General features: G+C 38.5%; 13 protein-coding genes and 1 pseudogene. All 14 read left to right on the top strand.

The genetic code is table 11. The annotated features are described in order from the left end of the window. Positions 1 to 363 precede the first annotated feature (363 nt). Positions 364 to 1,713 carry an NAD(P)-dependent oxidoreductase gene (locus JKP73_RS18220; protein WP_200411651.1) on the top strand — a complete coding sequence of 450 codons (1,350 nt, stop codon included), beginning with the start codon at positions 364 to 366 and terminating at the stop codon, positions 1,711 to 1,713. Between the two features lie 29 nt (positions 1,714 to 1,742). Beyond that, on the top strand, positions 1,743 to 3,023 hold the full coding sequence (preA, locus tag JKP73_RS18225; RefSeq protein WP_200411628.1) for an NAD-dependent dihydropyrimidine dehydrogenase subunit PreA: 1,281 nt from the start codon (positions 1,743 to 1,745) through the stop codon (positions 3,021 to 3,023). A 19-nt stretch (positions 3,024 to 3,042) separates the two neighbouring features. After that, entirely contained in the window at positions 3,043 to 4,470 is a 1,428-nt protein-coding gene (gene hydA / locus JKP73_RS18230) for a dihydropyrimidinase (protein WP_200411629.1), read from the top strand. Positions 4,471 to 4,655: 185 nt separating this feature from the next. Next, positions 4,656 to 6,014, top strand: a complete 1,359-nt coding sequence (locus tag JKP73_RS18235; RefSeq protein ID WP_308436510.1) for an NCS1 family transporter — start codon at positions 4,656 to 4,658, stop codon at positions 6,012 to 6,014. Position 6,015: 1 nt separating this feature from the next. Then, positions 6,016 to 6,240: a hypothetical protein gene (locus JKP73_RS18240; RefSeq protein ID WP_021288652.1), complete on the top strand. Its 225-nt coding sequence runs from the start codon at positions 6,016 to 6,018 to the stop codon at positions 6,238 to 6,240. Positions 6,241 to 6,283: 43 nt separating this feature from the next. Further along, positions 6,284 to 7,519 carry a Zn-dependent hydrolase gene (locus JKP73_RS18245; RefSeq protein WP_200411630.1) on the top strand — a complete coding sequence of 412 codons (1,236 nt, stop codon included), beginning with the start codon at positions 6,284 to 6,286 and terminating at the stop codon, positions 7,517 to 7,519. Positions 7,520 to 7,653: 134 nt separating this feature from the next. Further along, positions 7,654 to 8,214 carry a biotin transporter BioY gene (locus JKP73_RS18250; RefSeq protein ID WP_200411631.1) on the top strand — a complete coding sequence of 187 codons (561 nt, stop codon included), beginning with the start codon at positions 7,654 to 7,656 and terminating at the stop codon, positions 8,212 to 8,214. A 99-nt stretch (positions 8,215 to 8,313) separates the two neighbouring features. Then, positions 8,314 to 8,568 carry a hypothetical protein gene (locus tag JKP73_RS18255; protein WP_200411632.1) on the top strand — a complete coding sequence of 85 codons (255 nt, stop codon included), beginning with the start codon at positions 8,314 to 8,316 and terminating at the stop codon, positions 8,566 to 8,568. Between the two features lie 200 nt (positions 8,569 to 8,768). Beyond that, positions 8,769 to 9,071, top strand: coding sequence for a metal-sensing transcriptional repressor (locus JKP73_RS18260; RefSeq protein WP_021288648.1), 303 nt, complete (start codon positions 8,769 to 8,771; stop codon positions 9,069 to 9,071). Between the two features lie 23 nt (positions 9,072 to 9,094). Beyond that, a pseudogene (locus tag JKP73_RS23430) lies at positions 9,095 to 11,247 on the top strand (heavy metal translocating P-type ATPase); the annotation flags it as partial. Between the two features lie 63 nt (positions 11,248 to 11,310). Then, entirely contained in the window at positions 11,311 to 11,517 is a 207-nt protein-coding gene (copZ, locus tag JKP73_RS18270; protein WP_021288644.1) for a copper chaperone CopZ, read from the top strand. 271 nt (positions 11,518 to 11,788) lie between these two features. After that, positions 11,789 to 11,986, top strand: a complete 198-nt coding sequence (locus JKP73_RS18275) for a cold shock domain-containing protein (RefSeq protein ID WP_021288643.1) — start codon at positions 11,789 to 11,791, stop codon at positions 11,984 to 11,986. 115 nt (positions 11,987 to 12,101) lie between these two features. Continuing rightward, positions 12,102 to 12,788, top strand: a complete 687-nt coding sequence (locus JKP73_RS18280) for a class I SAM-dependent methyltransferase (protein WP_200411633.1) — start codon at positions 12,102 to 12,104, stop codon at positions 12,786 to 12,788. Further along, positions 12,785 to 13,099, top strand: coding sequence for a protein YxiS (gene yxiS / locus JKP73_RS18285; protein ID WP_038245759.1), 315 nt, complete (start codon positions 12,785 to 12,787; stop codon positions 13,097 to 13,099). The genes JKP73_RS18280 and yxiS overlap by 4 nt, the downstream gene beginning before the upstream one ends.

The following is a 13,099-nucleotide window of genomic DNA, read 5'->3' on the forward strand; positions in this document are numbered from 1 at the left end:
TCGACAATAGATGGCCTGAGCTCTTTTTGTATTAGAAGCCATCTCTAAATGCGACTGCCTTAAACAAAGGTAAACATCATTTACCTTTGTTTAAGGAGATTGCGTTTGTAGAATATTGAAAATAAATGTAAGAAAATCTCACATTATCTGATTCGGACATTACATAAATTGAGGAATGATTTGACGGTATGTCCTGTTTTTGTAAATAAATTTTAACACTTTGTCTAATGTATTTGAAAAATAAAAAAATTATAATAATTTATGTAAGGAAAGATAACATGTTTGAAGTGTAAATGATAATTAAAAATGAACTGTCAAGATGTAGAAGGAGGTTTACGATTGAACGATTCGAAACAACCGTCTATGACTTTAACGACCCTATTAGAAAACTTTGAAGAAGCTAAGCCGAGTTACAATTCTGCGGAAGCGATCAATGAAGCAAATCGGTGTCTATACTGTTATGATGCGCCATGTATGGAGGCGTGTCCGACAGGAATTGACATACCATCCTTCATTAAAAAGATAGCATCCGGAAATTTAAAGGGTTCTGCAAAAACAATTATGACAGCAAATCCAGTGGGGGCGAGCTGTGCTAGGGTTTGCCCAACAGAAGAGTTATGTGAAGGAGCTTGTGTATTAAATCATTCTACCAGTCCAATCATGATTGGAGACTTACAACGATACGCAACAGATTGGGCCATTAAAAATGAACAATTACTATTCCAACAGGGAGAGAAGCATGATAAGCGCATTGCAATAATCGGAAGTGGACCAGCAGGTTTATCAGCTGCACGAGAATTAGCTTTATTAGGTTATCATGTTGTGATTTATGAAGCGAAAGAGGAAGCCGGTGGATTAGATACGTTTGGAATCGTCCCATTTCGCTTACCGAAAGAGATTTCGTTATGGGAAGTGGATCAAGTAAGCAGACTGGGGGTGGAGATTTGTACCGGTGTAGAAGTCGGCAAAGACATTTCGCCACAGGAACTTTTGGATAATCATGATGCTGTGATACTAGCTATTGGGATGTCTAAGGTACCAATGTTAGGAATTGAAGGTGAACAATTGGCAGGCGTTTACGATGCCATCGAATTAGTTGAACGTACAAAAACATATGGAGTAGCAGATGAATTTGTTGATAAGCGGGTAGCAGTGATTGGTGCTGGTAATACAGCGGTTGATGGAGCCACTACTTCAGTAAGACTTGGTGCTAAGAACGTTAAAATACTCTATCGTCGTACGGTTGAGGAGATGTCAGCTTACGACTTTGAGTATGAATTCGCTAAGCAAGATGGAGTCGAATTTAGATGGTTAACAGCACCTAAACGGCTTATTGGCGATGAACATGGACGAGTTACCAAACTAGAATGTATCGAAATGGAATTAATAGAGGAAAAGGTGGGTGGCAGAAAACGTCCAGTAGAAGTAAAAGATTCATCGTTTATGATGGATGTGGATATTGTCGTAAAAGCAATCGGCCAAACAAGATATCGGTCACTAATAGAGGAATTTCAGTTAGTACATCATGATGGTGTTGTTCGTGTGAATCAAGAAACTTACCAAACTTCTAATCCGAAAGTCTTCGCTGCGGGTGATGTCATATTTGGGAAAGGACAAGGTGAGGCAATGGTTGTTTCTGCAGCCCAACAAGGCAAAGAAACTGCTTATGCTATTCATAGATCAATCAAACCATCAAAAACAGAAACTGCATAATGAAAGAAATCAATGATCGGAGGATGGATATGGCTGATTTACGTATTAATTTTGCGGGGATCAAATCCCCTAATCCATATTGGTTAGCATCTGCACCGCCGACGAATACAGGTTATCAAGTACAGCGAGCTTTCGAGGCCGGCTGGGGTGGAGCCGTGTGGAAAACGCTTGGTGATCCTGTTCTTAATGTAACTTCTAGGTTTGGAGCGCATCACTTTAATGGACAGCGAGTTGCTGGATTCAATAACATAGAATTAATATCTGACCGACCGATTGAAGAAAACCTGAAAGAAATCTATGAAACGAAGAAGCGATTCCCTGATCGCGCAATTATAGCATCGATTATGGTTGAACCAAAACAAGCGAAATGGCATGAGATTGTGAAACGTGTCCAGGCTGTTGGAGTGGATGGATTTGAATTAAATCTTGGCTGTCCTCATGGCATGTCGGAACGCGGCATGGGATCTGCTGTGGGCCAGCAGCCAGATTTAGTAGAAAAATCTACCATGTGGGCAAAAGAGGCTGCTGAGGTTCCTGTGATTACCAAATTGACGCCGAATATTACTGATATAACTGCTACTGCTCGTGCTGCAGAACAAGGAGGAGCAGACGCCATTAGTATGATTAATACAATCAATAGTTTAGTAGGTGTTGATTTAGATACGTGGAATACGATTCCGAATGTAAATGGGAAGGGGGCCCATGGTGGTTATTGCGGCCCTGCCGTTAAACCAATAGCCCTAAATATGATAGGGGAATCAGCTCGAAATCCGCATATTACCATTCCTATTTCTGGGATTGGCGGTGTATCCACTTGGCAAGATACAGTTGAATTTATGCTAATGGGTGCAGGTGGCGTGCAAATTTGTACAGCGGCTATGCACCATGGTTTTCGGATTATTGAAGATTTAGTGGATGGTTTAAATAACTACCTAGATGATAAAGGGATTGTTTCTGTTAGCGACATTGTTGGAAGGTCTGTAGAAAGGTATACTGATTGGAGCAATCTTGATCTAAATCATAAGATCGTTGCACGAATAAACACCGATGTTTGTATTAATTGCAATAAGTGCCATATCGCTTGTGAAGATACATCGCATCAATGTATTGATATGTTACAAGATAAACATGGAATCGAATATCTAGAAGTTCGAGAAGAAGACTGTGTCGGCTGTAATTTATGCTCGATCGTTTGTCCAGTTGATGGTGCTATTGACATGGTTGAAGCTGAGAGGTTGGAAACACCAATGTCTTGGAATGAACGGCAAACAGCAATCCAAATGCTTGAGCAAAATATTGTTAATTCATAGTGTTAAGGAGGAATATGCAATGAAAAGAGTAATTAAGAATGGGACGATTGTGACTGCATCTGATAAGTATGTAGCGGATATTTTAATAGAAGATGAAAAAATCAAATCAATTAGTGATCAAATAGATGAACCAGAAGCAGAAATAGTTGATGCATCGGGCTATTATGTAATGCCTGGTGGGATAGATCCCCATACACATATGGATATGCCGTTTGGAGGAACAGTAACAGCTGATAACTTTGAAACAGGTACGATTGCGGCAGCGTATGGTGGGACAACAACAATCATTGATTTTTGTTTATCCGATAAAGGGAAGTCATTAAAAAGTGCACTAGAAAAATGGCATAGCAAGTCCCAGGATAAAGCGGTAATTGACTATGGATTTCATCTGCAAATATCCGAAATCAATGAGGATGTACTAAATGAAATTCCAGAAATTATTGAACAAGAAGGGGTAATTTCTTTTAAAGTTTTCATGGCTTATAAAGGTGTATTTCAAGCAGATGATGAAGTTTTATTTAAAATACTGGTGGCTGCGAAAGAGCATGGTGGGCTAGTAATGGTACATGCAGAGAATGGAGATGTCATCAACTATTTGACGACAAAGGCGTTAGCTGAAGGTAAAACAGATCCTATCTATCACGCACTGACCCGACCTCCAGAGGCAGAAGGGGAAGCGACGGGTAGAGCAGCTAAATTAACTGCATTAGCAGATTCTCAATTATATGTGGTACACGTTACATGTGAAGAAGCGGTTGAACAAATTGCTGAAGCGCGTAGTAAAGGTTTTCGTGTATATGGAGAAACATGTCCACAGTATTTGGTCTTAGATCAATCTTACCTAGAAAAAGCTAATTTTGAAGGTGGGAAATACGTTTGGTCACCACCATTGCGAGAGAAATATAATCAAGAGGTGTTATGGAATGCTTTGAAAAGTGGACAATTGCAAGCCATTGGTTCTGACCAATGTTCGTTCAATTTTAACGGCCAGAAGGATCTTGGCAGGGATGACTTTACGAAAATCCCTAATGGCGGTCCGTTTGTGGAAGATCGATTTAGTTTGATGTATTCAGAGGGAGTCCATAAAGGAAGAATCTCCATTCATGAATTTGTTGATATGGTATCTACGCAAGCAGCTAAATTATTTGGATTATTTCCACGTAAGGGAACAATTGCACCAGGAAGTGATGCAGATATGGTGCTATTTGACCCCGCTGTGGAACGGACAATCTCTGCAAAAACACATCATATGAATGTCGATTATAGTGCATTAGAAGGGATAAAGGTAATCGGTGAACCAGTGAGTGTTTTTTCCAGAGGGAAATATGTCATCAAGGATAGACAGTTTGTCGGTAGACCGGGGGTGGGGAGCTATCTGAAATGTAATAAATTTGGGCTTAAAGCTAAAGACGAAGCAAAAGCTACGACTTTAATTAAAAACTCGTAAAAGCAAGATAACTGCTTGATGTTCCTAACACGTCAAGCAGTTATTCTATATAACTTTGGGATCAGAAGGGATGAGAAAAAAATGCAAACAAACCAGAAATCCTATTTGAAATCTCCAGATCTGCTGCCAGTTCATATCAAAAGCGAAATATTAATGTAGTTGGCTTTTGTGCCATGTGGGTGGGAATGGCTATTCTTCTGGCAACCTTTGATATAGGAGCTTCGGGTATACAAAATATTCCTTTACCACTGGTTATACTTGCAACATTAATCGGATCAATTGCTATTGGTGGTTTTATTTCCATCATTGGTGATATCGGTGTAGAGCATGGAATTTCGTTTCCAGTTTATATGTGCGCACCATTTGGTACATTGGGAACGCATATACCTTCCATTACTCGTGCATTAGCTGCTTCATTTTGGTTTGGAATCAATACATACTTTGGTGCAACCGCAATTAATGCTATTTTACATACGTTTTTCCCTTCATTTGATTATTTATTAGGGTGCTATATTGTATTTGCAGTCTTTCAATTAATTAATACAGCTTCAGGGATTAAATGGGTCGAACGATTCGCTGATTTAGCAGCTCCGATTATTGTTGTTTTGTCCTTAATTATTTACATGACATTGTCAGAGGAAGCGAAACTCGGTGGAAGTGATGTATGGACATGGATTGGTAGTCCGGTAACTGGAGGGGCAGCTTTTACCGCTTTTATGATTGTAGTTTTCGCTAATATGGGGTTCTGGGCAACTATTGGAACTGATATTCCGACGATTTCCCGCTTTTTTAAGGCTCCTAAATTTGAAAGAAACTGGTTCAAAAGAAATAAGACAACCTTCATTAGCAGTGTCATTGCTCTTCCATTAACAGAGGCATTTATGATTATGATTGGCGCAGCGGCTTTTGTTGTTTCTGGTACTTCGAATCCTGTTATTGCCTTACAAGATGCTTCATCTGGATGGATGTTAGCAATGTTACTGTTAATGGTGGTTTTAACACAATGGTCTACAAATACGGCTGCGAATATCATTCCCGCTTCTGCGGTATTTTCTAATGTGTTAGGACCAAAAGTCTCAAATATGGTTGCTGTATTTATTGTAGGAATCGTAGGTACGGTTATCCAACCATGGAGTGTTTATGAAGTATTAACACAGGTATTACTATTTATTGGAGCGGTATTAGCATCGATTACGGGAATACTTTTTGCAGATTATTATTTATTACGGAGGCGAAGAGTTAATGTACAAGATTTGTATCGCTCAGATGGTCAATATCGATTTGCTGGAGGGATAAATGTAGCTGGGTTTATCGCTTGGGCGATTGGGGGAGTAGCCGCAATATTCTTAATGGAATATTCGTTTATAGTAGGTTTTCTTATAGCTGGTGCTAGCTATTATATTTTAGCTAAATATTGGTACTTCAGAAAATATCAGCAGAAGGAGATTGAGGATCCTAGTTTAGGAATAACAGTAGGAAGGGATTGGGTTATTGAGAGTGTAGAAGAGGAAGGTAGCAATCATTTATTAAAAGAGGAGGCGTAGGATGACAGTTTACGATGTTTTTGAAACGGAAAAGAATCAAATTGATCAATTGCTTCATAGTGGTTTTAAAATGACAAGGATAACAAGTAATTTAGATGGGGATGTGGTCCATATGGAACGGATAGAGACAAATGAGCAAAGAACGATTCGCTTAACCAATCCCGAGAGCAGGAAGTACCTGACGACATTACTTATTAGGCAAGGAAGAGAAGGAACGATTACTTAATCAAGTGACTTGTGCAACACTAACAAAAGGGGAGATGAAGGAAATGGAAAACCAAAAAGTTTTGGTTAATGGAGAACGTTTAAGAGATACATTGGAGAAATTCGCAGATTTTGGCAGGACTGCAAATAATGGCGTAACTCGCCTTGCCTTATCAGAGCAGGATTTAAAAGTGAGGTCCTACTTTCAATCATGTTGTGAAAATCTAGGAATGGACGTATTCTATGATGATATGGGAAATATGTATGCAAGACTAGCGGGCGTCAATAATGAGAAGCAACCAATTGTAATTGGATCGCATCTAGATTCTGTAGAAAAAGGCGGACGATTTGATGGCGTATTGGGAGTAGTAGCTGGACTTGAAGTGGTACGAACGATCGTCGAAAATAAGGTTAAACCGCAAATACCTATTGTTATTGCTAATATAACAAATGAAGAGGGCGCAAGGTTTGAACCCTCGATGATGGCTTCAGGGGTCATCTCAGGAAAATTTGATAAAACCAGAATGCTACAGTCCACAGATAATCAAGGGATAACGTTTAAGGAAGCGTTGGAAGCAAGTGGTTATATTGGACAGGAAGCGAATCGACTAACTGAGGCCGAGGCTTTTCTGGAGCTTCATATTGAGCAAGGACCAATTTTAGAACAGGAATACTTAAAAATTGGTGTTGTAGAATGTGTGGTCGGAATGGTTTGTTATGAAATAGAAATTACAGGTGAATCGGATCATGCTGGTACAACACCAATGCAAATGAGAAAAGATGCACTATTTACTGCGAATAGCGTAATTAGTCAATTACGGGATAGGTTAAGTCAATTGGATGAAAGCATAGTATTTACAATAGGTAGGGTAGATGTTAGCCCCAATATTCATACGGTTATTCCGAATAAGGTTGTATTCTCTTTAGAAGCACGTCATCAAGATGAAGCGATTATTAAACAAGTAGAAGAAATTATTCAAGCTATTCCATCTTCTCCCATGAAAGAAGATTGTGATGTCACCTTGCGAAAACTGTGGGGCAGAGATACGGTTTGGTTTGATTCAGCTATTGTAAACATACTGGAACAATCCGCCAAAGGCTTAGGTTATTCATATAAGCGAATGGTTAGTGGAGCTGGGCACGATGCCCAATTTATTGCGACTTATATTCCATCTGCTATGGTTTTTGTTCCAAGTGTAAATGGAAAAAGTCATGCTGAAGATGAGTTAACAGACTGGGATGATTGTGCAAAAGGTGTAAATGTCCTATTAGAATCTGTATTACGTTTAACAGCCGAATAGCCTCCATTTTTCTCCCAAACGATAGTATGATCTGTCGCTTGGGAGTTTTTTGTCAACCTTAATTAAATGTGGTTGACAAACAAATGTTTTTAAAATAGAATTTAATCTAATTATTCTTAAGGGGAGGTGTGAGGATGAATTCAAAAAGTAAAAAGATGCATAGGATTACAACGTGTGTAATCTTCTCGGCGTTAACAGCCATATTGGCGCAAATTGAAATTCCTTTACCAATTATTCCAATAAGTGGTCAGACATTAGCAGTAGGCATCACTGCAACCATTTTGGGAAGTAGGCTTGGAGCGATAGCAATGATTTGCTATGTATTAATCGGAGCAGTCGGTGTACCTGTTTTTGCTGGTTTTAGCGGGGGTCTTCAAGTTTTAGCTGGTCCATCGGGTGGATACATAATGGGATTTATTTTAGCAGCCTTTGCTACGGGAATGATCTTAGAGAAGACACGTTTTAACTACCTTTATGCTGTTATTGCGAATACAGTTGGTATGTTTATTACCTTAGTATTTGGAACAATTCAGATGAAGTATGTACTGGATTTTAACTGGCAAGAAGCTATGTTAGCGGGGGTATATCCGTTTATTATTGTTGGATTTATTAAAGTGTTAATGGCAAGCTGGATTGGGATTATAGTGAGGAATCGATTAATCCATGCTAATCTAATGGTCGAAAAGATCGCGTAATAATAAGGTAACGATTTTTGACAATTGATCGAAAACGATTGCAAAGTGCTGTTCCCCATGTAATTCTTAAACTAGGAATTTGAATGGGGGCAGAAAAAAGTGAGTGTTGGTTTAATCGTCTTTTTAATTATCTTATTTGTGATTGCTCTAGGCACTACCTTGTTTGCTTTCAAGCAGGAAGAGAATAAACTAAGAAGGTATGAGGAGGAAGGAGATTCTCCCGAAAATGAGCGAATCCGCTCATCTGAATATGAGGTAAATTCGTTAAAAACGAATGTCCCTATTTTAATTGGGATTTATAGTTTGGCAGTACTTATAGGTTTAATTGCATTTATGTTCTATATTTTTAACTGAATACCGTATGGAATCACCTTTTTCGTAGAAGCTGAAAATATAGCTCTTATGGAAAAGGTTTTTTGTATTAACTAGAAAAAGAAAAAACGATACAAAATAGTGATGGGATTTATATGCTTTTTTTGTTGTGCATTATACATTAGAGGGGTATAGTATATAGCGAAAGATGAATGAAACCAATAATAAGGAGATGAAGATAGATGGCAAACCAAAGGCATGACCACCCAGTAACTCCAAGGACAAAGGATGAAAAGGCAGCAATAACGAATCGGCTAAAGCGCATAGAAGGACAAGTACGAGGGATACAAAAAATGGTTGAGGAAGATCGCTATTGCATCGATATCTTAGTTCAAATCAGCGCGATTAATGCTGCATTAAAAAAGGTTGGATTTTCTGTAGCAGAACGACACACGAAACATTGTGTTACAGATGCTGTTAAAAATGGTGAAGGCAATGAAGCGATTGATGAGTTAATGGAAGTATTAAAACAGTTTTCTAAATGAAGGTGTATCCAATGCCTGAAAAACAACATGTTACATTCGGAATAACAGGTATGACCTGTGCTGCTTGTTCTAACCGAATCGAGAAAGCACTTAATGAAAAATCTGAATTTTTAATGCATCGGTAAATCTGGCCAATGAATCTGCTTCGATTGAATACAAATTCCGCAGTTACTGGGGAAGATGAAATAATTAATGTAATTGAAAAGCTAGGGTATCATGCACAGTTAAAGACCGAAAACTAACAAAAACAATCGAAAAAAGAAGAACAGTTAAAGCGAATGAGAAGGAAGTTGGTTGCTGCAGTGTTTTATCTATGCCACTATTAATAACTATGTTTGACCATTTATTTGGTCTACAATTGCCGGGCTATCTTTATGAATCCTTGGTTTTAAATTTGTCTTAGCTACACCCGTTCAATTTTTGATTGGCTGCCAATTTTATATTGGAGCTTATAAGAACCTGCGGAATTATTCAGCAAATATGGATGTGTTGGTAGCTCTAGGTACAAGTGCAGCTTATTTTTATAGGTTGTATGAATCGTTAAAAACCATTGGGGATCCAACTTATATGCCACATCTTTATTTTGAAACGAGTGCTATTCTAATCACGTTAATATTATTTGGTAAATATTTGGAAACAAAAGCGAAGAATAGAACAACGCTGGCAATTTCCAAATTATTGAACTTACAAGCGAAGCAGGCAAGAGTCGTCTGACACGGCGAAGAGTTAATGGTTCCACTTGATGAAGTTGTTCGTGGAAATCGATTAATTGTGAAACCTGGTGAAAAAATACCCGTAGATGGTGTTGTTCGAAAAGGTCTTACCTCCGTAGATGAGTCGATGCTTACAGGAGAGTCCATTCCTGTGGAAAAACAAACGAGAGCAGCGGTTATCGGTGCTACGTTGAATAAAAATGGCACGATCGAAATAGAAGCAACCAAAGTTGGCAAAGAAACAGCATTGGCATCGATTGTCAAAGCTGTTGAAGATGCACAGGGTTCTAAAGCACCGATACAGCGGTTAGCAGTGATATCAGGTTATTTTGTTCCGATTGTTGTTGGAATCTCTTTCCTTACGTTCATGACATGGATGATTTTGGTTACTCCTGGTAATTTAGAGTCTGCTCTACTAGCTTCCATTGGTGTATTAGTTATTGCGTGTCCTTGTGCACTTGGGTTAGCTACTCCAACATCAATAATGGTAGGTACAGGAAAAGCTGCCGAGCACGGTATATTGTTTAAGGATGGAGAACATTTAGAGAGGACCTACAAGGTAGAAGCCATTATCTTTGATAAACTGGTACGATCACAAAAGGGAAACCTGTAGTGACTGATTTTACTGGAGATAACAAGACATTACAACTTGTTGCAAGTGCCAAAAAGGTTCCGAACATCCTTTGGCAGAGGCAATAGTATCCTATGCTGCGGAGAAAGGGCTAAATCTAACTGCTAGCGAAGCCTTCCAAGCAATACCAGGCAAAGGTATTGAAGCAAAAATTAATGGAAAAAATGTTACTGTCGGCACAAGGTCATTAATGAAACAGCGTTCTGTTAACTATCAAACAGTAGAGGAAGAAGTTCAACGATTTGAGGCTGATGGGAAGACGGCCATGCTGATCGCAATTGATTATGACTTGAAAGGAGTTATTGCTGTTGCAGATACAATAAAAGATACTACAATAGAAGCAATTGAACAACTTCAATCTCAAGACTTGGAAGTAATTATGCTCACAGGAGATAATGAAAGAACAGCTGAGGCGATCGCGAAACAAGTTGGAATTAGCCAAGTGATTGCAAAGGTTCTTCCAAAGCAGAAAGCAGAAAAAGTAAAAATGGTGCAACAACAAGGTAAGCAAGTACCAATGGTTGGTGACGGAATTAATTAGCAGTAGCCGATATTGGTATTGCCATTGGACAGGGACAGAAGTTGCTATAGAAGCAGCAGATGTAACGATCTTGGGTGGCGAGTTGCTTTTAATACCAATGGCGATCAAAACAAGTCAAGCAACGATAAAAAATATCCGGCAAATTTATTCTGGGCTTTTGCCTATAACAGTGCAGGTATACCAATTGCAGCTCTCGGCTTATTAGCTCCATGGATTGCTGGAGCTGCAATGGCATTTAGTTCCGTCAGTGTTGTCTCCAATTCTTTACGATTAAAACGGCTGAAACTATAGCAGAAATAAGGTTTAAATGGATATATTTTCGTGGAAAGCAATAATTGAAAGGAGATATAAATGATGCAAACAACATTAGATGTAAGAGGAATGAGCTGTGGCCACTGTGAGCAAGCAGTGAAAGGTGCACTTGAAGCATTGAATGGTGTTACGGGAGTAGAAGTTCATCTGAATACTGGAAAAGTAGATGTAACCTATGATGAAGCACAGGTGAATATTCAGACTATGCGTGAAGCGGTGGAAGAACAAGGATATAATGTCGTAATTTAACGGATGTCTGACAAATAGGTGGAATCGCCTAAAAAAATAATCCAAAATATGAATTATCAAATTATTTTCATAGGAATTATAGAGCAATTGCGAAAAAATGTTGCGAATATCCGCTTATGCACTTGCATTTTATTAAAGAACAAGGTAAAGTTAAAAGTGCAAAAGGAAATTGAAGTTTGAATAATACTTTACGATCTCTTTATCAAAGTGAGTGTAAAAGTATTTATGATTCAATTACTTTGCACGATATTTGTATAAGGAGGTCATTTTAATGACTGGTAAAGTAAAATGGTTTAATGCTGAAAAAGGCTTCGGTTTCATCGAGCGTGAAGACGGAGACGACGTATTCGTACACTTCTCAGCTATCCAAGCTGAAGGTTTCAAAACACTTGAAGAAGGTCAAGATGTTGAATTTGAAATCGTAGAAGGTAACCGCGGGCCACAGGCTGCAAACGTTACTCGTCTATAATAGATATAGAAAAAAGGCTTATCTCTTTTGAGATAAGCCTTTTTTTATACATTAGAAAAGGATAGAATTTAACTATATTACAAATCGAAATCTTTGTTATATAAGGAGGAAACTCATGACAAGCTTTGATTGGAATAAAGAGGCTACTGAACAATGGGACAAACGAGCAGCGTTTTGGAATGAACGAAGTCAGAATATGTGGGAAAATGGGAGTAGGAGCGAGATTATCCCATTTATTAATAACTACTTTCAAACAGGAGGCTATGTTCTGGATATTGGCTGTGGTGATGGATATGGAACATATAAGCTTTATGAGCAGAAGTACCAAGCAGTGGGCCTTGATATATCAGCCAATATGATTAACTATGCAAGAGCAGAGCATCCAAGCAGTATTGAATTCTTACAAGGAAATGTAAATCAGCTTCCTTTCAAAAAGGAAACATTTGATGGTGTGATGGCAATAAATAGTTTAGAGTGGACGGAGAATCCTAAACATGCAATAAAAGAAATAAAGCGAGTAGTAAAGCAGGGTGGTTGGCTTTGTATTGGTATTCTTGGTCCGACTGCCGGTCCGAGAATAAATAGTTATCCACGTTTACATATGGAAAAAGCTATATGTAATACGATGATGCCATGGGAATTTGAAAAACTATGTGAGGAGATGAATCTTTCCTGTACGGATGGATTTGGAGTATATAAACAAGGCGTAACAAAAGAAAATTATGCTCACTTAACGACAGAACTAAAACAAGCACTATCCTTTTCTTGGATATTTATGTTAAAAAAGGCGGGGGAATCATGAACGAAAAAGCAAAAGAGCAGCAAATCATAGATAATTATCAACAAGAAGAAAAAATGATGATTCTTGTGTTCACCCAATGGTGCAAGAATAATAACTTAGACCCGGAAGCTTTGTATAATCAAGCGTATCCTAATCAGACAGGTACAAATCAAGCGTTAGTTGAAGCTATCAATTCAACTGTTTCAAGGGAAGAGTCAGAAATGATTCCAACGGAAACGGTATTACAAGTGCTACAATTATTTGGTAATGATGAATTAGGTTTTATCGTCCAACAAGCAGCAGAGGAAATCAAACACAAGGGGCAACAATAG

The organism is Virgibacillus salexigens (assembly GCF_014905415.1).
Lineage (GTDB): Bacteria > Bacillota > Bacilli > Bacillales > Amphibacillaceae > Virgibacillus > Virgibacillus salexigens.